This window comes from Tsukamurella conjunctivitidis, from assembly GCF_007858475.1.
Lineage (GTDB): Bacteria > Actinomycetota > Actinomycetes > Mycobacteriales > Mycobacteriaceae > Tsukamurella > Tsukamurella conjunctivitidis.
The window spans coordinates 23916-46378 of record NZ_VIGX01000023.1; the positions used below are offsets into that span (position 1 = coordinate 23916).

Annotated in this window: 25 protein-coding genes, 1 pseudogene and 1 riboswitch; of the genes and pseudogenes, 8 read left to right on the forward strand and 18 right to left on the reverse strand. The window is 70.6% G+C overall.

Annotated features, from left to right (window positions below):
• Positions 1–7: 7 nt before the first annotated feature.
• Both ftsY and FK530_RS22080 read right to left on the reverse strand, forming a co-directional pair.
• A complete protein-coding gene (gene ftsY / locus FK530_RS22075) occupies positions 8–1558 on the reverse strand; it encodes a signal recognition particle-docking protein FtsY (RefSeq protein WP_146489123.1) in 1551 nt (516 codons plus the stop codon).
• Positions 1559–1582: 24 nt separating this feature from the next.
• Entirely contained in the window at positions 1583–2845 is a 1263-nt protein-coding gene (locus FK530_RS22080) for an FAD-dependent oxidoreductase (protein ID WP_146489124.1), read from the reverse strand.
• A gap of 180 nt (positions 2846–3025) precedes the next feature.
• On the opposite strand from FK530_RS22080, the gene FK530_RS22085 reads away from it, so the two are divergent.
• The 8 genes from FK530_RS22085 to FK530_RS22120 all read left to right on the forward strand — a co-directional run bounded on the left by FK530_RS22085 (position 3026) and on the right by FK530_RS22120 (position 10625).
• Complete coding sequence (locus tag FK530_RS22085) at positions 3026–3622, forward strand: hypothetical protein (RefSeq protein ID WP_146489125.1); 597 nt, start codon at positions 3026–3028, stop codon at positions 3620–3622.
• Positions 3592–4599 (forward strand): hypothetical protein, encoded by a 1008-nt coding sequence (locus FK530_RS22090; RefSeq protein WP_146489126.1) that lies wholly within the window; start codon positions 3592–3594, stop codon positions 4597–4599. The genes FK530_RS22085 and FK530_RS22090 overlap by 31 nt, the downstream gene beginning before the upstream one ends.
• Positions 4596–5444, forward strand: coding sequence for a hypothetical protein (locus FK530_RS22095; protein ID WP_146489127.1), 849 nt, complete (start codon positions 4596–4598; stop codon positions 5442–5444). Before FK530_RS22090 ends, FK530_RS22095 begins: the two co-directional genes overlap by 4 nt.
• Complete coding sequence (locus FK530_RS22100; RefSeq protein WP_146489128.1) at positions 5441–6232, forward strand: hypothetical protein; 792 nt, start codon at positions 5441–5443, stop codon at positions 6230–6232. The genes FK530_RS22095 and FK530_RS22100 overlap by 4 nt, the downstream gene beginning before the upstream one ends.
• Entirely contained in the window at positions 6229–7704 is a 1476-nt protein-coding gene (locus tag FK530_RS26790; protein ID WP_231706751.1) for an ATP-binding cassette domain-containing protein, read from the forward strand. Before FK530_RS22100 ends, FK530_RS26790 begins: the two co-directional genes overlap by 4 nt.
• A gap of 29 nt (positions 7705–7733) precedes the next feature.
• A riboswitch (cobalamin riboswitch) is annotated at positions 7734–7847 on the forward strand.
• A gap of 44 nt (positions 7848–7891) precedes the next feature.
• Entirely contained in the window at positions 7892–8875 is a 984-nt protein-coding gene (locus tag FK530_RS22110) for an ABC transporter substrate-binding protein (protein ID WP_158645173.1), read from the forward strand.
• Positions 8872–9609, forward strand: coding sequence for a (2Fe-2S) ferredoxin domain-containing protein (locus tag FK530_RS22115; RefSeq protein WP_146489130.1), 738 nt, complete (start codon positions 8872–8874; stop codon positions 9607–9609). Before FK530_RS22110 ends, FK530_RS22115 begins: the two co-directional genes overlap by 4 nt.
• A complete protein-coding gene (locus FK530_RS22120; RefSeq protein ID WP_146489131.1) occupies positions 9606–10625 on the forward strand; it encodes an LLM class flavin-dependent oxidoreductase in 1020 nt (339 codons plus the stop codon). The genes FK530_RS22115 and FK530_RS22120 overlap by 4 nt, the downstream gene beginning before the upstream one ends.
• Positions 10626–10628: 3 nt before the next feature.
• Here the strand turns inward: FK530_RS22120 and FK530_RS22125 are convergent, their stop codons facing one another.
• From FK530_RS22125 to FK530_RS22200, 16 genes and pseudogenes are all read right to left on the reverse strand, one after another.
• Positions 10629–11201 carry a GNAT family N-acetyltransferase gene (locus FK530_RS22125; RefSeq protein WP_205124236.1) on the reverse strand — a complete coding sequence of 191 codons (573 nt, stop codon included), beginning with the start codon at positions 11199–11201 and terminating at the stop codon, positions 10629–10631.
• A gap of 23 nt (positions 11202–11224) precedes the next feature.
• Positions 11225–12355: a Nickel transporter NicT gene (nicT, locus tag FK530_RS22130; protein ID WP_146489133.1), complete on the reverse strand. Its 1131-nt coding sequence runs from the start codon at positions 12353–12355 to the stop codon at positions 11225–11227.
• A gap of 11 nt (positions 12356–12366) precedes the next feature.
• Positions 12367–13188 (reverse strand): urease accessory protein UreD, encoded by an 822-nt coding sequence (locus FK530_RS22135; RefSeq protein WP_146489134.1) that lies wholly within the window; start codon positions 13186–13188, stop codon positions 12367–12369.
• The gene (gene ureG / locus FK530_RS22140) at positions 13185–13796 is read right to left on the reverse strand and encodes an urease accessory protein UreG (protein ID WP_068524861.1); all 612 of its coding nucleotides are present in this window, start codon (positions 13794–13796) and stop codon (positions 13185–13187) included. Before ureG ends, FK530_RS22135 begins: the two co-directional genes overlap by 4 nt.
• Before the next feature lie 10 nt (positions 13797–13806).
• Positions 13807–14415, reverse strand: a complete 609-nt coding sequence (locus FK530_RS22145) for an urease accessory protein UreF (RefSeq protein ID WP_146489135.1) — start codon at positions 14413–14415, stop codon at positions 13807–13809.
• Between the two features lie 146 nt (positions 14416–14561).
• The gene (gene ureE, locus FK530_RS22150; RefSeq protein ID WP_146489136.1) at positions 14562–15047 is read right to left on the reverse strand and encodes an urease accessory protein UreE; all 486 of its coding nucleotides are present in this window, start codon (positions 15045–15047) and stop codon (positions 14562–14564) included.
• Between the two features lie 10 nt (positions 15048–15057).
• Positions 15058–16785, reverse strand: coding sequence for an urease subunit alpha (gene ureC, locus FK530_RS22155; protein WP_146489137.1), 1728 nt, complete (start codon positions 16783–16785; stop codon positions 15058–15060).
• Positions 16782–17123 (reverse strand): urease subunit beta, encoded by a 342-nt coding sequence (locus tag FK530_RS22160; RefSeq protein ID WP_146489138.1) that lies wholly within the window; start codon positions 17121–17123, stop codon positions 16782–16784. The genes ureC and FK530_RS22160 overlap by 4 nt, the downstream gene beginning before the upstream one ends.
• A 7-nt stretch (positions 17124–17130) precedes the next feature.
• Entirely contained in the window at positions 17131–17433 is a 303-nt protein-coding gene (locus FK530_RS22165) for an urease subunit gamma (RefSeq protein WP_146489139.1), read from the reverse strand.
• A 239-nt stretch (positions 17434–17672) separates the two neighbouring features.
• The gene (locus FK530_RS22170) at positions 17673–18239 is read right to left on the reverse strand and encodes a DUF3558 domain-containing protein (RefSeq protein ID WP_231706752.1); all 567 of its coding nucleotides are present in this window, start codon (positions 18237–18239) and stop codon (positions 17673–17675) included.
• 23 nt (positions 18240–18262) lie between these two features.
• On the reverse strand, positions 18263–18640 hold the full coding sequence (locus tag FK530_RS22175) for a hypothetical protein (RefSeq protein WP_146437849.1): 378 nt from the start codon (positions 18638–18640) through the stop codon (positions 18263–18265).
• A gap of 140 nt (positions 18641–18780) precedes the next feature.
• Positions 18781–18924, reverse strand: a pseudogene (locus FK530_RS22180) (hypothetical protein); the annotation flags it as partial.
• 20 nt (positions 18925–18944) lie between these two features.
• A complete protein-coding gene (locus tag FK530_RS22185; RefSeq protein ID WP_146489141.1) occupies positions 18945–19307 on the reverse strand; it encodes a universal stress protein in 363 nt (120 codons plus the stop codon).
• A gap of 2 nt (positions 19308–19309) precedes the next feature.
• Positions 19310–20818 (reverse strand): tripartite tricarboxylate transporter permease, encoded by a 1509-nt coding sequence (locus FK530_RS22190; protein ID WP_146489142.1) that lies wholly within the window; start codon positions 20816–20818, stop codon positions 19310–19312.
• Between the two features lie 2 nt (positions 20819–20820).
• A complete protein-coding gene (locus FK530_RS22195) occupies positions 20821–21333 on the reverse strand; it encodes a tripartite tricarboxylate transporter TctB family protein (protein ID WP_146489143.1) in 513 nt (170 codons plus the stop codon).
• Positions 21330–22355, reverse strand: coding sequence for a Bug family tripartite tricarboxylate transporter substrate binding protein (locus FK530_RS22200; RefSeq protein ID WP_231706753.1), 1026 nt, complete (start codon positions 22353–22355; stop codon positions 21330–21332). The genes FK530_RS22195 and FK530_RS22200 overlap by 4 nt, the downstream gene beginning before the upstream one ends.
• Positions 22356–22463 lie beyond the last annotated feature (108 nt).

Sequence of the window (22463 nt, forward strand, 5' to 3'; positions counted from 1 at the left end):
GAAGGATCTAGCCCAGCAGGGCGTCGACGAACGCGGCCGGCTCGAACGGCGCCAGATCGTCGGCGCCCTCGCCGAGGCCGACGAGCTTCACCGGCACCCCCAGCTCGTGCTGCACGGCGTACACGATGCCGCCCTTGGCGGTGCCGTCCAGCTTGGTGAGTACGACGCCGGTGATCTCCACGACCTCGGCGAAGACCTTCGCCTGCGCGAGGCCGTTCTGGCCGATGGTGGCATCGAGGACCAGCAGCACCTCGTCGACCTTGGCCTTCTTCTCGACGACGCGCTTGACCTTGTCCAACTCGTCCATGAGGCCCGTCTTGGTGTGCAGGCGGCCGGCGGTGTCGATGAGGACCACGTCGACGCCCTCCTCGGTGCCCTTGGCGACGGCGTCGAAGGCGACGGCGGCGGGGTCGGCGCCCTCCTTGCCGCGCACCACCTCGGCCCCGACCCGCTCACCCCAGGTCTGCAGCTGATCGGCCGCGGCGGCACGGAAGGTGTCCGCGGCGCCCAGGAGCACCCGACGGCCGTCGGCGACCAGAACGCGCGCCAGCTTGCCGGTGGTGGTGGTCTTGCCGGTGCCGTTGACCCCGACGACCAGCAGCACCGACGGTGCTCCCGCGTGCGGCAGGGCCTTGATGCTCCGGTCGTACTCGGGGTGCAGCTCCTCGATCAGCACCTGACGCAGGAGCGCACGCGCCTCGGCGGCGCTGGAGACGCCCTGCGTCGCGATCCGGTCGCGCAGCTTCTCGACCACGGCCATGGTCGTGGGAGTGCCGAGGTCCGCCAGGAGCAGGGTGTCCTCGATCTCCTCCCAGGACTCCTCGTCCAGGTCGCCCGCGCCCAGCAGGCCGAGCAGCGACGCGCCCACCGTCGACTGCGAGCGCGCGAGCCGGCCCTTGAGCCGGTCCAGGCGGCCCGCCGTCGGCGCGATGTCGTCCAGCTCGGGCGCCGACGGTGCCGCCGCCTCCGCGGGAGCCTCCGCCGGGGCGGGAGCTTCCGCCGGGGCAGGCGCCTCCGGAGCGGCGGGCTCGACCCGCGCAGGCGTCTCGGTGGGGGCCTCCGGCGTGGCCGCCGTCTCGGGCACCGCGGAAGCATCGGGCGCGGGCGGCGCCTCAGGGGCGGCGGACGCGGCCGCGTCCTCGATGTGTTCGATCTCGGTGGGAGCCTCCGGGGCGACGTTCGCGATCCCGGGATCGACGTCCTCGGCCTCGGCGAGGCGCGCGTCGGCCTGCGCCTGCGCGGCCTCGGCGGCCGCCTGCTCGGGCGTCTCCCGAAGGTCCTCGAGCGACGGTGCGGCATCGGGCGCGGGCACCGACGTCGGGGCGGAGGGCGCCTTCGGCACCAGCGGCACGGGCTCGGCCTCGCGTGTTCCCTCGCTGAAGATGAAGCCGCCGCCGGCCTTGTAACCGCCCGACTTGTCGAGGCTCTTCGGCTCCGGAGTCTCGTCCTTCAGCGACACCCGGCGGCGCTTGTTCAGGTAGAAGCCGGTGGCCAGAGCCACCAGGATCACGAGGACGGCGACGACGGCGATGAGGATCGCGATGGTGGAAGTGCTCACGCCTCGACTGTAGTCAACGGCCGCTCAGCCACCGGCGGCGCTGCGCGCGGCGGGGCGGCGGGCCCACGGCGGCGCATGCTCGGGCAGGGGCCCGATCGCAACCATCCGGGCGGTCACGCCCTGCAGCGCGGGGAATCGTCGCAGCACGCGGAGCGCCTGCGGAAGGCGCGGTGCGGCGGGTGCGCGGGCCGGGGTCGCGGTGAGGGCCCGCGCGAGGATCGCGCGGTGGATCCCACGCTGCACTCCCTGGATCAGGGCGGTCGGCAGCCACCGTCGCCGCTGGACTCTCCGGAGCAGCCGGGGCGGAACGGCCCCATCGGACCGCAGGGCGGGGCCGACGATGCGGGCGGCGGCCACCGCGTCGGCGACGGCCAGGTTGATCCCGACGCCGCCGACGGGCGACATGGCGTGCGCGGCGTCGCCGAGGAGGAGCAGGCCGCCGGCGTACCAGCGACGCAGCCGGTTGAGCTCGACGTCGAGCAGCTTGACGTCGTCGAGCGAGGCGAGCGAATCGAGCCGGTCGGCCGTCCACGGCAGCAGCGCGGCCACGTCGCGGCGGAAGCCCTCGATCCCGGCGGACCGGAGCGCCGCGTCGCGCCCCTTGGGGATGACGTAGGCGCACTGCCAGTAGTCACCGCGGTCGATGGTGATCGCGAACCGCCCGGCGCTCAGGCGCCCGAAGACGCCGTCGGGGTCGGTGCGCTCGCGGGGCAGCCGGAACCACACCACGTCCATGGGGACTCCGAAGCGGCGCGGCGCGAGCCCCGCAGCGGCGCGCACGGCGGACGAACGTCCGTCACAGGCGACGGTCAGCGCCGCGCCGAGGGTGTGCGCCTCACCGGTCTCCCGGTCGCGGTAGCGCACCCCGGCCACGGCACCGCGCTCCCGAAGGAGGCCGGTCACCTCGGCGTTCCGCACGAGAGTGAACGTGGGCTCCTCGACGGCCGCGGCGGCGAGGAGGTCGAGTAGGTCCCACTGCGGAGCGAAGGCGATGTGCTTGTGCGCTCCGGGCAACCGGCGGAAGTCGGCGATCTGCGCCTCACCCGCATCGAGCCGGACCGCCATCCGCTCGACGTCGCGGTGCGGCATCGCGGCGAACCGCTCCCCCAGTCCGAGCTCGTCGAGGAGCGCCAGGGTCGAGGCGTGCACGGTGTCGCCGCGGAAGTCGCGGAGGAAGTCGGAGTGCTTCTCCAGCACCGTGACTCGTACCCCGCGGCGCGCGAGGAGCAGACCGAGGACCATGCCCGCGGGACCCCCGCCCACCACGACGCACTCGGTATTCATCATGTGTTGAAATCTACGCCGGCGACCGCGTTCCGGCAAGACCTCGCGGCACGGAACCGCCCGTGCGGCCGAGATCACGGATCCCGGATCGCGGTGATCGGAACTCTTCGCGGGCCGTACGACCGCAACTAGCGTTCAGCTTCCATCGGGCTCCTTCACCTCGACCGAAAGCGAGATCGCCCCATGCGCACCACTCTTCCCCGCCGGACACTCGTCGCCGCGGTCGCCACGGCCGCAGCAGCCGCGGCCGGCGTCGTCGCCGCTCCCGCTGCGAACGCCGACACCCTCACGGGCACGTTCTCGATCGACTCGGGTTCCTACTTCCGGATGATCCTGCCCAGCGGCACCACCTCCGGCCCTTTCCTCGCGAACGGCAACTCGACCAACGCGGACAAGACCATCACTCCCCTGTCCGGGTCGCTGACCTCGGGCTCGTACCAGGGGCAGGTCACCTCGGCGCGCACCTTCTTCGGCTCCGACTTCGTCACGTCGACCAAGGCCACCGACCCGCAGACCGGCTCGAAGACGTCGGTCCCGACGATCACGCGCAACGGCTCCTCGCTGTCCGGCGACCTCTCCGCGTTCGGCGTCGCGTGGAACGGGCAGGTCTTCAACCAGGGCGCGCCGAAGCCGGGCGGCGGCCTCCCCGGCAAGACCAGCCGCATCACGGGCTCGATCAACGGCTCCAGCTACAGCATCACGTGGACCAGCCAGATCGTCGGCGGGCCGTTCAACAACTTCACCGGCTTGTGGCATCTCACCGGTACGTACAGCAAGTAGCGGTTCCGGCGAGCCCGGCGGGAACGCTTCTCGGCGGTGTCCCGGGGCTCCGCGCCGTCGCGCCGCCGCGCACCGGTGCGACGGAGCCCGCGCGACGCGGTCCCGCGTGGCTCCTGCTCATCGCCGGTCTCGCCCTAGCACTCGGCGCGGTGGCGGGCGGCCTGCCCACTACCACCGCCGGCGCGACGAAGATGCTCGACGCCTTCGCCCCGCACCTGACGCCCGAATCGCTCGCCCGACTCGACGGTGACGTCGACGCGATCGCCCGGTTCGGGGCCGCCACCCGCGCGGAATCCGCTGCGGGACACCTCGCCCGGGCTCCGCGCACCGCCGACTACGCGAGCGGATCGGGTGCCGTCGAGAGCAACGCCCGCGAACTGCTCGCATCGGCGCGCGCGGCGAAGCCCGACGTCGACGCCCTCGCCGGGATCCGCGGGCTCGGCACGCTCCCCCAACTGCTTCTGCTCCTCGGGATCGTGCTGGCGGTCGCGGGCGCGGTGCTGGTGCGCTCACGGTCGGCGTCCCCGCGTCGGTGGGCGACCGCGGCCGCGGCGGTCTGCGCCGTCGTCCTGCTGGTGCATCCCTTCGCCTCCGGACTGGTGGGCGGCGCCGGATCGGCGGGACGCGTGATCGACCGGTTCGCGCCGATCATGACCGAGCAGCAGGTGGTACGCCTCCAGCACGACTTCCTCTCCCTGGTCGGCGCCGTCGGGGAGATCGATCGCGGCACGGCGGTCCGCCGCACGCCGGAGATCCGCGCCTTCACCGCCTCCTGGCAGACGGTGTCCTCCGACCTCGCGTCGCTCACCGGCGCCATCAACGACAACCTCCCCGACTACCGGCGCCTGGCATCCACCAACGCCGCCGTCCCGACACCCGGCGGAACCTTCGCCGTCCTGCCGTGGGCGGAACTCACCCTCGGCGTCGCCGTGGCGGGCGTGATCGCCGCCGGGACCCGACGAAAGGCCCTCCCATGACCGCGCTCCCGACTCCACGACGCACCATCGCAACGGCGCTCGTCGCGGTGATCGCGGCGGCGGCCGCAGCCTGTGGTTCGCCCGCTCCGTCGCAGCCGGAGACGCCCGAGCAACTCGTCGGGCTCTTCCGGTTCACGCCGGGCGGATTCGCCGACGGGAAGCCGACCGGCACCTACTTCAAGATGGCGATCGTCGGCGGCACGGCCGACGGGCCCTTCGTCAACAACGCCAACTCGGCGATCGACGAGGGCCGGGTCACCGCTCTGGCTCCCGGCACCGCGGGCGGCCTGCGTACCGGCGCCTACCAGTCCGAGGCGAGACCGGGCTTCCGCAACGGCGACTCGCTCTCCGGCTCGGTGATCACGCCGACGAAGTTCTTCGACGTGCTGTTCGGGATCTCCACCAATGCCGTCGACCCGCAGACCCGCGCGCCCCTCCCGACGCCCTCCGTGACACGCACCGGCACGCGGCTGACCGCGGACGTCTCCGCCTGGGCCGCGTCGTGGAACAACCAGGAGTTCAACCAGGGCGCGCCGAAACCGTTGCCCCGCACCGCCGCCGCCGCGGCCGGCCAGGAGCAGGTGGCGAAGGCGTGGGACGTCGTCTCCCAACGTTGGCTCGCGCAGCCCGCCGCCGCGAAGTCCACCGGCCCCACCGCGACGGGCACCTTCGACCCCGCCACCCGGCGCTTCACGCTCGACTGGACCAGCCACATCCAGGGCGGGCCGTTCAACGACTTCACCGGCGTCTGGCACCTCGAGGGCGTCTTCGAGCCCGGCCTCCCGCCCACCGCCGCCGGTGTGCCCGCGTCCCCCGATTCCTCCGCACCGAAGAAGGCCTCATGACTCGCATTCCGCGCGCGCTCGCTCGCACCGTCGCCGCCGCCGCCCTTGTGGTCGCGGTCCCCGTCGCGGGCACCGCGACGGCGGCCCCGACTCCGAAGCCGGCACCGGCGCCGGGCAGTTCGACCGCGCCTCCGTCCGCTGCTGCGAAGCCGACCGGGCCGGTGGCGTCGCCGGCGCAGCCGACCGGGGCGGTATCCACCGTCACGCCGGGCGTGAACCCGGCCGACATCCAGTGCCCGCTCGGCTGGCCGAAGCCGCGGGAGAAGGGCGGACTGGCCTCGCTCATCCTGCTGGCGCCCGCGGCAGGAGCCTTCACCGACGAGGCCTTCGCCGCCGGCCAGGCCTACGACCCGATTCTCAGCCTGCTCGGCCCCTTTCTGGCCGCGATCAAGCCCGTGATCGAGCAGTCCCAGCCCGCGCTCGCGGGCCCCGTCGGCGCGCTCAACGCCGCCGAACAGGCCGTCTACGACGCGATCAAGCCCCTCTACGCGCAGTACCGGCCCAAGGTCATCGAGGCCCTGACCAGGGCCGGCGACGACCTCGCGCCCGCCCTCCAGGAGCTCGCCGCCACCCCCGCCGCCGCGTGCCTCGTGGCGTGGGAGGACCAGGTGCTCATCGGCCTGCAGACCGGCAAGTGGTCGCCCATCGCCACCGGCGGATTGGCCGCGCTCGGCGAGCTCGCCGCGAGCGGCAAGGGCGGCGCGCCCGCGAAAACCGCAACGCCCGTGAAGCCTTCCGCGAAAGCCACACCGAAGCCCGGCACGATCGTCGCCGCGAAGCCGCGGTGATCGAACTCTCCGGGGTCACGGTCCGCTACGGCGGGGCGGTGGCCGTCGACGACGTGTCCTTCACCGCACCGTCGGGCGAGGTCACGGGACTGATCGGACCGAACGGCGCGGGAAAGTCGACCACTCTTCGGCTCATCGCGGGGCTGGAGACGCCCTCTGCCGGGACGGTGACGATCGACGGCCGGCACTACGGGGATCTTCCGAACCCCGGCACCGCGATCGGTGTCCTGCTCGACGCCGGATGGGCGTCGCCGACGCGGACCGCACACGAGCACCTGCGGTGGATGGCGGCGGCGATCGGCCTGCCGGACGACCGCGTCGAGGCGGCGCTGGCACTGGTCGGCCTGCAGGACGTGGCCGACAGGCCCGTCGGCGGATTCTCGTTGGGCATGCGGCAGCGCCTCGCGATCGCGGGTGCCGTCCTCGGTGACCCGCCGGTCATCGTCCTCGACGAGCCCGTCAACGGCCTCGATCCCGAGGCCATCGCGTGGATCCGCCGTACGCTGCGCGCCCTCGCCGACGGCGGACGGACGGTCCTCCTGTCGTCGCACCTGCTGAGCGAGCTCGAGCAGACCGCCGATCGGATCGTCGCGCTGCACCAGGGGCGGGTGGTCGCGGACGCACCGCTCGCCGAACTCGTCGAGCCCGCGCCGCCGGGCCGTTCCGGGCTCGAGGAGCTCTACTTCCGGCTCACGGACGACGATGGCGGCGACGCTCCTGTGCGCGCAGAGGCCCCCGCGCGGCCGCCCGGGGTCGTTCGACGGTCCGTCGCCGCGGAGACCCGGAAGGCGTTGACCTCCCGCGGATTCCGGGCGGCACTCGGCGGCGCGCTCGGCATCTCCGTCGCGGTCGCCGTGGTGGTGGGCGTCTTCGCGGCGGTCTTCCGCGACGCGTCGGTGACCACCGCGGCGTACGGTGCTGGGCTCGTCGGCGGCGCGCTCCTCGCGGTGGCCGGGGCCGTGCTGATCGGCCTCGACCGCGAGCACGGCACCCTGGCGCTGACGCGGATCCTGCTGCCCCGGCCGTTGCTCGGCTACGGCGCGAAGTCGCTGGTGGTCGGCGTATCGGGCGCCGCGACCGGGCTGTTGAGCGCGGTTCTGGCCGTCGCGATCGCACTCGTCACCGGCCTCCCGGCCCCCGGTTCCCAGACACTGCACCTCCTCATCAGCGTCCCGGTCGCCGGTGCCCTCCTGGGGATGCTGGGGCTCGCGGTCGGGCATCTCGTCCCGTCCACCACGGCGGCGGTCGGCGTCGTGCTCGGCTGGTGGTTCCTGGTGGAGGCGATCGCGGTGCCCGCGCTGCCCTTCGGTCGTGCGCTGGCGGCGTGGCTGCCCGCGACCAGCGCCCAGTTCGCGACGATCGGCGTCCCCGCGCAGACGGTGACGTGGTCGCCGTGGGTCGCGCTGGCGATGCTCGCCGCATGGGCGGTCGCCCTCAGCGCGATCGCCGCGGTCCGGGAACGCCGGGCCTGACGCCGCCGTCGGCCGCCGTGCCGCCTGCTAACGTCGGAGTCCGATTCGGTCCGGGGAACCCGGTGGGATTCCGGGACTGGCGCGCAACGGTGTGGGGTGGTGACGCCCCGAGTCCGATACCCGGCCGACTCGGATGTGTCCATCGCCGCCCCCGCGCACGGGGAGGCCGACGAAACGAGTCCCTGCCATGCGGCCCCGTACCCTCCTCTCCTGCCTCGCCCTCCCCATCACTGCGACCGCCCTCGTCGCGGGGTGCGGCACGGCACCGTCGAATCCGACTGCCGCGAGTGCCTCCGAGCGCTTCCCCGTGCGCGTCACCACCTGCGACTTCGCCTCCGAGGTGAGGGCCGAACCGCGACGGATCGTGACGATGAATCAGGGCGCGACCGAGGTGGCGCTCGCACTCGGCGTCGCCGACCGGATGGTGGGCACCGCCTACCTCGATGACGCCGTCGCAGCGCGATTCGCGGCGGACTACGCGAAGGTCCCGGTGCTCGCGGCGAAGTACCCGACGCAGGAGAAGATGCTGTCGGTGCGGCCCGACCTGGTCTACGGCTCGTACAACTCGGCATTCAGTGAGAAGAACGCCGGGGATCGCGCACGGCTGCAGGGGCAGGGCATTGCGACGTTGCTCGCCCCGGCGGGCTGCGCGCGCAAGCCCGAACGCGCGTCGTGGGACCTGGTCTGGGACGAGCTCACCGCGGCGGGCACGGCGTTCGGGACCGACGCCGCGGCGCAGAAGCTGATCGACGAGCAGAAGGCCGAGCTGCGAAGTCCCGCGCTCACGGGCGCCGCGCGCGGCCAGCGGATCCTGTGGTGGGACTTCGGCGCGCAAGCCGGGTTGAACGTCGGCGCGGGTAAGGGCACGCCGCAGCTGCTGATCGAGTCGGTCGGCGGCGTGAACGTCTTCGCACACCTCCCGGGCAATTGGGCCGAGGTCTCGCTGGAGAACGTCGTCGGCACGGACCCCGACGTCATCGTGGTGGCGGATGCTGCCGGCCACCCGGCGCAGGAGCGGATCGACCAGGCGCGCAAGGACCCCGCGCTGAGCCAGCTGCGTGCGGTCCGCGAGAACCGGTTCGTCGTGATCCCCTTCTCGGAGACCACCTCCGGCGTGCGGTTGCTCGACGGTGCGCGTCGCGTCGCCGACGGCATCCGGGCGCTCCCGTGACCGCGATTCTCGTCGGCATGTCCGCGGGCGTGGATCCCGACGAACTCGCCGCGCTCGCCGACGGCGCCGAGGCGGTTCCCGCCTTCCTGCAGGTCCACGACCCGGCGCTCGTCGACGTCCTGACGGCGGTCGCGGATCGCGGCGCCTCGGACATGCTGCTGATCGGCACGGGGTGGGCGCAACCGGGACCCAGGCGGTCGTGGCTGCGCCGGGTGGCCGCGCACTGGCTCCGGGGCTACGACGGTGCGCCGACCGTCCGGCTCTCGCCGCAGCTTTTGGCCGCGCCCGATGCCGGGCTGCTCGCCGCCGCGATCGCCGCGGGTGGGTCGCCGATGACGGACGATGCCGCCCCGCTGCATTCCCCCGCGTGGGAGGACGTGCCGCAGCACCGCCACCAGGTGCTGATCTGCCGCGGCCCGCGCTGCTCCGCGCTCGGGGCGTCCACACTGACCTCGGCGTTCGGCGACGAGCTGCGCCGCACCGGGCTCGGTGACGACGATGCACTCATCACGGTCACGGGCTGTCAGTTCCCGTGCAATCACGCACCCGTCGTCACGGTACAGCCGGACGACGCCTGGTACGGACGGGTCACCGTCGACGACGTTCCCGGGCTGGTCGACGCACACCTGGTCCGCGAAGAGCCCTCCCCTCGACTGGCCCTGCCCCGGCGCCGTTCCCCGACGCGGCGACCCGAGGAATATTCGGACCGCAGTCCGGAGTTGAAGCGGCCATGAAGAAGATCGGCTTCCTGTCTTTCGGCCACTGGTCCGACTCGCCCGGCTCGCGGACGCGTACTGCGGCCGATGTCCTGCACCAGTCGATCGATCTCGCGGTGGCGGCCGAGGAGGTGGGCGCCGACGGCGCCTACTTCCGCGTGCACCACTTCGCGCGGCAGCTGGGCTCCCCGTTCCCGCTGCTCGCCGCGATCGGCGCGCGGACCTCGCGGATCGAGATCGGCACCGGCGTGATCGACATGCGCTACGAGAACCCGCTGTACATGGCGGAGGACGCGGGCGCCGCCGATCTCATTGCGGGCGAACGGCTCCAGCTCGGCGTGAGCCGGGGATCGCCCGAGCAGGTGATCGAGGGCTACAAGTACTTCGGCTACCAGCCGTCCGAGGGGAAGACCGACGCCGACATGGGCCGCGAGCACACCGAGGTGCTGCTCACGGTGCTCGAGGGCGGCGGCTTCGCGCAGCCGAACCCGCGCCCGATGTTCCCCAACCCGCCGGGGCTGCTGCGCGTGGAGCCGCACTCCCCCACGCTGCGGGACCGGATCTGGTGGGGCGCCGCGTCCGACGCGACCGCGGAGTGGGCCGCCAAGCTCGGCATGAACCTCATGAGCTCGACGCTCAAGACGGACGAGTCGGGCGAGCCCTTCCACGTGCAGCAGGCGAACCAGATCCGGAAGTTCCGCGCGGCCTGGACCGAGGCGGGGCACGATCACGAGCCACGGGTCTCCGTGAGCCGCAGCATCATGCCGATCATCGATGACGAGAGCCGCGCCTACTTCGGCCACGAGCGCTCCAGCGACGACCAATTCGGCGTGATCGACGACTTCCGCGCCGTCTTCGGCCGCACCTACGCGGGCGAACCGGACGAGCTCGTCGAGCAGCTGCGCGACGACGAGGGCATCGCCGAGGCCGACACCGTGCTGGTGACGGTGCCCAATCAGCTGGGCGTGGAGTACAACACCCGCCTGCTCGAGTCGCTGGTCAAGGATGTGGCCCCGGCCCTCGGCTGGCGCTGACGCCTACGCGGCGATCCGGTAGCGCATCAGCACCCGCGTGAAGCCGTTCAGCACCGACGTGGTGTCCATGACGTACTCGAAGCCCGCGCGCTCGAACAGGGCGCGGGTGCCGACGTAGGCCATCGTCAGATCGACCTTGGCGCCCTGGTTGTCCACGGGGTACGCCTCCACCACGGAGGCGCCGTGGGACCGGGCGAACTCCACGGCCCCGGCGACAAGGTGATGACTGATCCCCTGCTTGCGGTGACCGGGGCGCACTCGCACGCACCACAACGACCACGGGTCCTCGTGTCCCTCGACGTGCGGGATGCGACGGTTCTTTGCGAAGCTGGTGTCCGACCGCGGATGGATCGCCGCCCAGCCGACGGGGTCGGCACCGTCGTAGGCGACGACGCCGGGCGGCGGGTCCTCCGCGCAGAGGCCCCGGACCCGGTCGAATCGCGCGGGCCCGCGCAGCGTCTGATTCTCCACGGAGCCGATGCGGTACGAGAGGCAGAAGCAGTTGCTGGAGGTCTCCTTCTTCGGCCCCAGGATCTGCCTCACGTCCTCGAAGACGTCCGCCGCGCGCACCTCGATACCGGTCACGCGGATACGCTAGCTCAGCGCGCGGTCCAGCGGTCCTCGATCCGTCCGTAGCGCCAGATCAGCAGTGCCACGGCCCATACCGCGACGAACAGGCCCACGATCACGAACCCCGCATAGTCCAGATTGATCGACGCGATCCAGCCGAGCGGCCCGGAGTCGACGTGCGCCCGCTCGGCGAGTACCCCCAGCAGTTCGACGGTGCCGATCGCGAGCGCGACGGCGACGGACAGCGAGGTGATCGTGATGTTGTAGTACACCTTCCGCACCGGCTTCGCGAACGCCCAGCCGTACGCGGCGTTCATGAAGACACCGTCGATGGTGTCCAGGAGCGACATCCCCGCCGCGAACAAGATCGGCAGCACGAGGATACAGTAGAAGGGCAGGGTGAACGCGGCCATGCCGCCCGCGAGCACCAGGAGGCCCACCTCGGTCGCGGTGTCGAAGCCGAGGCCGAACAGCACACCGACGGGATAGATGTGCCAGGGCTTGCGGACCGAGCCGGACACCCCGCGCAGCAGACGGTTCATGAGGCCGCGCTTGTTCAGCCGGTCCTCGAGTTCGGCCTCGTCGTAGTGCCCCGAGCGCATGTCGCGGAACACCTTCACGATGCCGATGAGCACCACCAAGTTGATGATCCCGAGGATCCACAGGAAGACGCCGGACACCGAGGTGCCGATGAAGCCGAGCACCGTCTGCATCGTCGAGTTCTCGTCCTCCACGGGCCCGACGAGGGCGCGCACGCCCAGCGCGAGGAGGGCGGCGAGGCCGAAGACGACCGTCGAGTGTCCGAGCGAGAACCAGAAGCCCACCGACAGCGGCCGCCGCGGGTTGCACTCGCCTGCGGCGATCCGGCTCCCCCGATCGGCGAGCAGCTTGCGGGTGGTGTTGTCGATCGCGGCGATGTGGTCGGCGTCGAAGGCGTGCCGCAGGCCGAAGGTGTAGGCGAGCAGCCCGATGCCGATGGTGAACTCGCCGCCGTCGCCGATCCGGTAGTGCCCGGGCGCGATCAGCAGGACGAGGGCGCCGAAGCCCACCACGTGCAGCGCGACCACCGTCGCGGTCATGCCGAACAGCGATCGCCGGTCGCCCGGGCCCAGTGCGGACCACGCCGTCCGCAGGCGCTGCGCGGTGCTCGGCTTCGTCATGGATTCCACCTTCAGTACTTTCGCAGGTTCAGGGGCGCCTGTCCGGTCCATCGGGACCGGAGCAGCGCGATGACGGCGTCGAACAGGCCGGCGAGCTCGGCGGTGTCGTCGCCGAGGCAGCGGAGCACGAACCCGGGGCCGGCGAGCGCGGTGAGCCCACTCCGGACGCCATCGACGGTCCCGGTCAGCGCGTGCACCTCGTCGAGCAGGGCGTCGTCGATCCGCGGATCGACCGCGGTCAACGAGCCGACGTGGGTGTGCCCGTCGAGGAAGCCGATCCCCGACGGGTCTGCCCGGCCCGGCTCGATGAGCAGGTTGTCCACCGCGAACAGGGTGCCGCCGCGATGGATCTCCGTCCGCATCCGCAACTCGTCGTAGCGGAACCGCGCACCGTCAGGCGACCAACCGGGCGTCACGATCTCCGCCAGGACCAGCGACGCGGACTCGTCCATCGCGACGGTGCAGGTCTGCCGATAGGTGGCCTCGCGGTAGAGGATCAGTGCGTCCGGGACGTACTCGAGGACACTGTGCGGCCCCAGCCGGATCCGCATGTCTTGCGCGGCGGCTCCGTCGGGCGTGCGGTACACCTTGGTCGCCGATTGCGTGGTCACCACGGCGTGGGCGTCAGCCTCCAACTCGAGGTCGATCGCGTACGTGTCGCCGCGCAAGCAGCCGCCGCCGGGGTTCACCACGTGGTAGGTGACCTGCCCGGAATCGTCAAGGTACATGGGGCGCAGGGTCTGCAGGGTGCCCGCGTGCCGCTGTGCCACGGCGACGGTGCGCCGACCCCGCGGCGCGAGGGTCAGGGCCAGTTCGCCGGTGAGTCCACTCACGCGAGGTCGAGCATGAGGACGTCGCGGCGGATCCACTCCAGCACGCCGTCCAGGCCCTCGTCGGTCTTGAGGTTGGTCATGCAGAACGGACGGTCGCCGCGGAAGACCTTGGAGTCGGCGGCCATGACGGACAGGTCCGCGCCCACGTACGGCGCGAGGTCGGTCTTGTTGATCACGAACAGGTCCGACTTGATCATGCCCTGGCCGGCCTTGCGCGGGATCTCCTCGCCCTGGGCCACATCGATGAGGTAGATCGAGAAGTCCACGAGCTCGGGGCTGAACGTGGCGGAGAGGTTGTCGCCGCCGCTCTCGATGAAGACGATCTGCAGATCGGGGTGCGCGGCGACGAGGCGGGTCACCGCGGCCTCGTTCATCGACGTGTCCTCGCGGATCGCCGTGTGCGGGCAGCCGCCGGTCTCGATACCGACGATGCGGTCGCCGGGCAGGACGCTGTTGCGCGCCAAGATCTTCGCGTCCTCGGTGGTGTAGATGTCGTTGGTGATGGCGGCCATCGACACCTCGTCGGCGAGGTGGCGGGTGATGCGCTCCACGAGTTGCGTCTTGCCGGCGCCCACGGGGCCGCCGACACCGATCCGGATCGTCGTCATGGAATTCCTCCTAGCTCATGAACATCCGCGCGCGCTGGCGCCTGTGCCGCATCTGGGCGATCTCCAGGCCCGGCGATGCGGCGCCCAGGTCGTCGTCGGTCAGGGTCATCGCGGTGGCGACGGCGTCGGCCACCACCTCGTGCATCGCGCGCTGCACCCGCTGGCCCGCGGTCTGCCCGATGGGGATGGCGCGCACGGCGTTCTGCGTCAGCGAGGTGACAGCCGCGAAGAGGTGCGCCTCGATCGCGGCGGCCGGCGGGGCGTCCACCGCGTGGGCGAACAGGGCGAAGGCGACCGCGGGGTGGCCGTGGCAGCGGCCCGCGTCCAGCTCGGCGAGGTAGTCGCCGAGGAAGGACTCGGGCGTCACCACGGCACCGACCTCGGCGGTGCGCCGCCCGATCGTCGCCGCGGCGGTACGCACCTGTTCGGGCAGGGTCAGCGCGGCGAGGAGGCGGTCGAGCCGCCATACCGCGTCGAGGTCGCCGAGGTGCAGGGCGTCGTAGACCATGCGGATCGCGAGGCCGTCCGTGTACGCGAGTTGGCGGGCGACGTAGGCCCGCAACCACGCTGCGAACGTGTGCTCATCGGTGATCGCGCCGTCGGCGAGGTAGGACTCCATGCCGAAGGAGTGGCTGAAGGCCCCCGTCGGCAGGGCGGAATCGCTCAGCTGCAGCAGCGGGAGCAGGTATCCCGGCGACGCCCCCGCCCCGATTGAACACTGTTTCGGTACGGCGCGACCTGGGCTTTCCCTGACAGAAACAGTGTTCAATGCGTGTGCTCCGCGTGCCGGAAGGGCGTGGGTAGGACGCGGTCCTGGCGGTCGTACGGCACGCCGTGGTGGGCGAGGTAGTCCTCGACGGTGTGGTCGTACTGCACCACCATGACCTCGGCGCCGTACTCGGAGTCGGCGTCGAAGAACTGCGCCTGCAGGTGCCGGTTGCCGAGCCCGTGTGCGGTGCGTCCCATCTCGGTGACGGTGCGCGGGGCGATCACCAGAACGTCGGTCGCGAGCACCTGGACGGCGATGATGTTCTTCTCGTCGCGGTGCAGGATGTCGCCGTCGCGCAGGTCGCCGTCCGGGCCGGCGGGGGCGGCGAGCCGCAGCCCGATCTCCCGGTCGTGGTCGGTCCGCACCCGCTGGATCCGCTTGACGAGGTCGGCGCCGGCGAGGGGCACGCGCTCCAGGTGCAGCCCCGCCCGGTCGGCGGGGTCGAGGTCGGCGAGGTTGCCGAGAACGGTCTCGATGATCATCTCTCGCCTCTCAGAACAGGAAGTAGCGCTGGGTCATGGGCAGGGACGAGGCGGGTTCGGAGCGGACCGGCGTCCCGTCGACGGCGACGACGTAGGTCTCGGGGTCGACGGTGATGTCGGGCGTCGCGCCGTTGTGCGGCAGGTCCTTCTTGCGGAGCGTGCGGATCCCCCGGACCGGCAGGGTGCGCTTGCGCAGCCCGAGCTCGGCGGCGACGCCGGATTCGACCGCCGCGGTGGAGAGGAAGGTGATCGCGGCGTCGTGCACGGCGGACCCCATCGACCCGAACTGCGGTCGCATGGTGCGCGGCTGGGGCGTCGGGATCGAGGCGTTGGCGTCGCCCATGAGAGCGGTGGCGATCTGGCCGCCCTTGAGCACCAGGTCGGGCTTGACGCCGAAGAAGGCGGGGTTCCACAGCACGAGGTCGGCGAACTTGCCCTCCTCGACGCTGCCCACGTACTCGGCGATGCCCTGCGCGAGAGCGGGATTGATCGTGTACTTGGCGACGTACCGCTTGATCCGGGCGTTGTCGCCACCGTCGGGATCCCCGTCCAGGGGGCCGCGCTGACGCTTCATGGAGTCCGCGAGCTGCCAGGTGCGGGTGATCACCTCGCCGACGCGGCCCATGGCCTGGGAGTCGGACGAGGTGATGGAAATGATGCCCATGTCGTGCAGCACCCCCTCGGCGGCGATGGTCTCGGGGCGGATCCGGGAATCCGCGAAGGCCACGTCCTCGGGGATGTCGGCGTTGAGGTGGTGGCACACCATGAGCATGTCGAGGTGCTCGACGATGGTGTTCTCGGTGAAGGGCAGCGTCGGATTCGTCGACGCGGGAAGCACGTTCGGATGTCCCGCGATGGCGATGATGTCGGGGGCGTGGCCGCCGCCCGCACCCTCCGTGTGGAAAGTGTGGATCACGCGCCCGTCGATCGCGGCCACCGTGTCCTCGAGGAAGCCGCACTCGTTGAGGGTGTCGGTGTGGATCGCGACCTGCACGTCGTACTCGTCGGCCACGCGCAGCGAGTTGTCGATCGACGCCGTGGTCGAGCCCCAGTCCTCGTGCACCTTGAGACCGATCGCTCCTGCGCGGATCTGCTCCGCGAGTGGTTCGGTGGCGCCCGCGTGTCCCTTGCCGAGGAGCCCGATGTTCATCGGCACCCCGTCGAGCGCCTGCAGCATGCGCGCGATGTGCCACGGCCCCGGCGTCACGGTGGTGGCGTTGGTGCCCGCGGCCGGGCCGGTGCCGCCGCCGATCATCGTGGTGACGCCCGAGTTGAGGGCGGTGTCGATCTGCTGGGCGCTGATGAAGTGGATGTGCGTGTCGATCCCGCCGGCGGTGAGGATGCGCCCCTCCCCCGCGATGATCTCGGTCGCGGCGCCGATGGTGATGGTGATGCCGTCGGAGATCTGCGGGTTGCCCGCCTTGCCGATCTTCAGGATGTGGCCGTCGCGGAGCGCCACGTCGGCTTTGACGATGCCGGTGTGGTCGATGATCAGGGCGTTCGTGATGACGGTGTCGGGGATCGGCCCGGCATCGTCGGAGCCCTCGCGCGTGAGCACGCCGTTCTCGCCCATGCCGTCGCGGATCACCTTGCCGCCGCCGAAGACGACCTCCTCGCCGTGGACCGTGAGGTCCTTCTCGACGACGGCGAAGAGCTCGGTGTCGGCGAGCCGGACGGCGTCGCCCACGGTGGGTCCGTAGAGGTCGGAGTACTCGCGGCGGCTCAGTTCGAAGCTCACTGCACTCCCCTGTTCCCGGCGTTCTCGGCACCGTCGAGCGGGCCGTTGACGCGGTTGGCCAGGCCGTGGACCTCGCGGGCGCCGGCGAGGGCGACGAGCCGCACCGTCTTGCCGTCGCCGGGCTCGAACCGGACGGCGGTCCCGGACGGGATGTCCAGGCGGTGCCCGTACGCCTCGGCGCGGTCGAAGTCGAGGGCGCGGTTGACCTCGGCGAAGTGGAAGTGCGAGCCCACCTGGATGGGGCGGTCGCCGGTGTTGACGACGCGGACGGTGCGCGTGGGCCGGCCGTCGTTGCACAGGATCGGCGTGGCGGCGAGGCGGAGTTCTCCGGGGATCACGATGCGCCTACCGAATCGGGTGGTGGACGGTGACGAGCTTGGTGCCGTCGGGGAAGGTGGCTTCGACCTGCACGTCGTGGATCATCTCGGGCACGCCCTCCATGACATCGTCGCGGGTGAGGACGGTGGCCCCGTAAGCCATGAGATCCGCGACGCTGCGACCGTCCCGGGCGCCCTCGACCAGCTCGTACGTGATGATCGCGATCGCCTCGGGATGGTTCAGCTTGAGCCCACGGGCCTGGCGGCGGCGCGCCAGATCGGCGGCGACGACGATGAGCAGTTTGTCCTGCTCGCGGGGCAAGAGGTGCATGAGGATTCATGCAAATCCCTTGCCCCGGCGGCCGTCAAGCCAGATCGTCAGGCGCAACAGGCTCGAAACACGAAGTTAACGCACTGTCCTGCTGGGGCGACATCGACGTCGGGGTGCCGACTGTCGCACCCGATCGTCCCGTGGTTCGACGGTGCCGTCTGTCGCCGGCCAGCGACGGCCGGCTCGGTAGTGAACGCGGATCGATCGGGCAAGTCAGCGGGTGATCGCGCAGAGGCTGGTCACGGCGCCTTCGAGATCGCCAGCGTCGCCCACTCGATAGCCTTGTTGCACTCCGAGACGAGGCCCGGCGACGGCGTGCCGAACACGGCAACAGAGTAGGCGGAGTGGACAATCGCCTTCTCAGACATGAACGACGCGAAGCAACCATCACGGTCCTCCGTCGTCACGATCACTCGACGACCATTGATCACGCGATCAGGCTGCCACGGGCGGTAGCTCTGCTTGGCCTTATACGCGTCTAGCGACTTCTCGTTTCCGAGCGTCTGACTGAACGATGCGATGCCGTCGCCTGACTGCCAGTGACAGCCTCGGTAGTTCGGCGAGACCGAAATAGCTGCGTCCTTCAACGTGCGTGGCTCCGCGCCGAGATTGCGCATCTCCTCATCCGTATACGCCGTGCAGGGCTCGAAGCTTGTCCCATCGTTCCGTTCGTTGGTCCGACCCGCGTGTTGAGGCGTGAATGGCAGTGGCTGCGCCGGTGCGAGCACCGATCGCTTCACCACACTTTCTTCGACTACCGCCTCGCCCTCCACCGCGACAGCGCAGCCGGAAAGCAACAGCGCCATCAGGACAAGTCGGAGCTCGCGGGCTACTCCCATCGAACCATGATCCCCTCGGCGCTAGCGAGCTCTGTGTCTCCGATGTCCTTAGCAATCTGCCTCAGAGCAGCGGCGATACTCAGCGCCTCAGCTGCCTCTCGCTGAAAGTTCTGGACCACGGAGTGCTCGTGGTCATGCACGGCCACGCCCAGGTTGTAGGTCGCCGCACGCCCTTCAATCGTGTCACCCAAGTAGTTGGTTCGGCAAACGTCACGGAGAGTCACCATCAGTTGTTTGAGCCTCGCTGCATGGCGCTCATGCGCCTTCGCGAGCTCCTCGATCGGATCGCCCTTGAGCACCATGTTCGGCCGATCGGCGATACGCTGCACCGCCTCCTCGCGAATCTTGTCCGCGTCGGGATTGCTCACGATTCCTCCGATCGTCACCGGCAGGCGTGCAAGCGCCCTCAATCATTGGACGCACCAGCTGGGTGATCGGTTCCCGGAACTTCGCCGAGAGCGACGAAGGGGCGCGACCGTGGCGGTCGCGCCCCTCACGTCGTTCGTGCTCAGTCCGTCTGGACCTCGCTGCGGTCACCCGACCACAGCGTGTGGAACGTGCCCGACTTGTCGACGCGCTTGTAGGTGTGCGCGCCGAAGAAGTCACGCTGTCCCTGGACGAGCGCGGCTACAGGCGATCGGCAACTGCGCACGTCGAACTAGCTGTCGCCGGCTACCCCTGGGCGACCTTCACCGCCAGCACGGGGCATGTGGCGTCGAGCAGGATCCGCTGCGCCGACGAGCCGAACAGCAGCTTGCCGGTCGCGGTGCGGTGCTTGATGCCGATCACCAGGACGGAGGCGTCCACGGCGGTAGCGGCGTCGACGACGCCGCCCACCGGGTCCTTCTCGAACTCCTTCGGTCGTTCGATGCTGACGGTGAGGCCGCGTGCGGTGGCCTCCGAGACGTCCGGGGCGTCACCGTCGAGCAGGAAGACGACGATGGGCTCCCCGGGCCTGCGCTCCGCTTCGCGATAGGCGGCCTCCAATGCGGCGGCGCTCTCGGGAGTGGTCGAGTGGGCGACGAGAATCGTCATGGTCAGATGTCCTTTCCGGTGCGGGCGGTGACGACCTGGCGCGCCTTGACGAGGAGCACGGCGATCAGCAGGCCGTAGAGGGTGATCGAGATCGGCGAGGAGACGAGGACGGAGTAGTCGCCGTCGGACGAGAGCAGGGCGTCCCGCAGGCTGGTCTCGGCGAGCGGGCCCAGCACCATGCCGATGAGCAGCGGCGCGATGGGGATGTCGTAGCGCTTGAAGACGAAGGCCAGGAGACCGATCGCGAGGAACAGCAGCAGGTCGAACGTCGTCGGCGAGGTCGCGTAGATGCCGAGCCCGCAGAAGACCACGATGCTGCCGTACAGGTACGGAGCCGGGATCAGGAGGAGCTTCGCCCACAACTGCGCGAAGGGCAGGTTGATGATGAGCAGCACGACCATCGCTATGAAGAAGCTGGCGAGTAGTGCCCACACCAGATCCGGCGAGTTGTCGAACAGCAGCGGCCCCGGCTGGAGGCCGTACTGGCGGAAGGCGGCGAGCATGATCGCCGCGGTCGCCGAGACCGGGAGGCCCAGCGAGAGCAGCGCCCCCATCGCCATGCCGGTGGTCGAGTTGCCCGCGGCCTCGGGGGCGGCGAGGCCGCGCGGGGCGCCCTTGCCGAACATCGGGAACTTCCGGCGGCGGTCCAGTCGCCGTTCGACGTCGTAGGCGAGGAAGGTCGGGACCTCGGAGCCGCCGACCGGGATCACGCCGAAGGGCAGGCCGATCGCGGTGCCACGACCCCACGCCGGGAGCGCCTCCTTGAACTCCGCCTTGGAGAGCCAGGCGCGGCCGGCCTTGGCGCCGAGTGCCTTCGGGGCCGGATCGCGGCGAATCCGCGAGGCGACGATGATGATCTCGCCGAGGGCCAGCATGCCGACCGCGACGATCACCAGCGAGATCCCGTCGAAGAGGTTCGCCGAGCCGAACGTGAATCGCTCGGTGCCGGAGATCTGGTCGATGCCGACGGTCGCGAACATCAGGCCCATCACGAGTGAGGCGAGCCCCTTGAGTACCGATTCGGAGACCACCGAGGAGATCGCGCCGAAAGCCAGGAGCGAGAGGGCGAAGTACTCGGCCGGGCCGAACTTCGTGGAGAGCTCCGCCATGAACGGCGCGAGGAAGACCACGAGGATCGAGGCGATCATGCCGCCGATGAAGGCGCCGATCGCGGCGATGGCGAGCGCCTGGGGCGCCTTGCCGTTCTTCGCCATCTGGTGGCCCTCGAAGGTCGACGCGATCGACGAGGCCTGCCCCGGCGTGTTCATGAGGATCGCCATCGTCGAGTCGCCGAACAAGCCTCCGAAGTAGACGCCCGAGAACAGGATGAAGGCGGCGGTCGGGTTGAGCGCGAAGGTCATCGGGAGCAGCAGCGCCACCGCCATCGAGGAGCCGAGGCCGGGCAGCACGCCCACCGCGGTGCCGATGAGACAGCCGATGACGACCCACATGAGGTTCTCGGGCGACAATGCGCCGCCGAACCCGTCGAGCAGTAGTCCGAACTGTTCCATGGTCACAGCCCTCCCAGGATTCCGGACGGGAGCGGGACGTCCAGCAGGACGCCGAAGATCAGGAAGACGAGGCTGGACAGCAGCAGCCCGGCGGAAACATCGAAGAGGGGCCGCTTGCTGTTGAACGCCCGCGTGACGCACCAGAACAGGAGCGCGGCGGCGAGGATCCAGCCGAGGACGTCGAGGAGCACCGCGAAGGCGACGAGTCCACCGATGAGCCAGCCTGCGGCCGCCCAATCGGTGTAGGTGCGGAACCTCGTCTCCGAGCGCGCCGACTCGTCCGGGTTGCGGACGAAGTGCACCGCGAGCGCGGCGGCCAGCGCGTAGCCGACGATCGCGAGCAACCACGGGAAGAAGGTCGGTCCGGGGCTGTCGTCGGACTGCACGTCCATGGTGAGGTTGCCGATCACCACCAGCGTGCTGGCGATCGCGAGGATCGCCGGGACGACGAGCGCACCGAGACCGTTCCCCGTGCCCGGGGCCGCGGCGTGCGGCTCTTCTACCTGCGCAGTCATTTGCCCAGCTCCTTGTACAGGCCGGCGATGACGCGGTCCTCGTCGGCGATGAAGGTGGTCAGGTCAGGGCCCTCGAGCCAGGCGCGCGTCCACTTGTTGGTGTGCTCCGCATCGGCCCAGTCCCGGGTGCGCATGGCCTCGTCGAAGACATCGCGGATGTTCTTCACGTCCGACGGGGAGATGCCGGGCGGGCCGAACAGTGCGCGCCAGTTGGCGAGCGTCACGTCGTACCCGAGCTGGCGGAGCGTCGGGAAGTCCACGCCGTCGATCGGCTCCTTCGCGGCCATGGCGAGGCCCCTCAGGCGCCCGGACTGGATCTGGTCGATGAGGTCGGCGTAGCCCGAGAAGGCGGCCTTCGCGGTGCCGGTCACGAGCGCCTGCGCCACCTCGCCGCCGCCGGCCTTGGGGATGTAGGTGGTGTTCTTCGGGTCGATCCCGGCGGCCTTGGCGAATTGGGCCATGACGAGCTGGTCGAAGCTGCCGCCGCCGGTGAACGGGATCGAGTGCGGGTTGCTCTTCCACGCCGCGACGAGGTCATCGACGGACTTGTAGGGTGAATTCGCGGGGACGACGAGAACGTCGTACTCCTCGAAGATCCGCGCGATCGGCGTCACGTCGGTCATGGTCACGGCGGACTTGGTCTGCTGGACGCCCGCGACGAGGCCGGTTCCGCCGACCATCACGACGTCGGCGCGGCCCGGCATCGAGTGCAGGCGGGAGAGGCCGATGGTGCCGGCCGCGCCGGGCACGTTGACGACCTGGATGTTGGTGGCGATCTTCTGCTCCCGCATGATCGCCTGCGCCTCGCGCATCACGAGGTCCCAGCCGCCACCCGCGCCCGCGGGGGCGATCAGCGTCGCCTTGTTGCGGATGTCGGCGGAGAGGCCGCCGCGTTGGAAGGAGAAGAAGACCGCCAGGGAAATCACCACGATCGCGACGACGGCGTAGATCGCCAGAGCGAGCATGCTGCGTTCTCCCGGTGGCGCTTCCGCCGGCCCTGCTTCGTCGGAGCTGTCCGTCACGACCCTGACCTCCATCGTCGAGCTGATGAGGCCGCCAGATTATCGCCGTGCCAACACCGTCTGACTCGAATGGAAAATCCAGGTAAAGAGCAGAATGCGCGAAAAGCG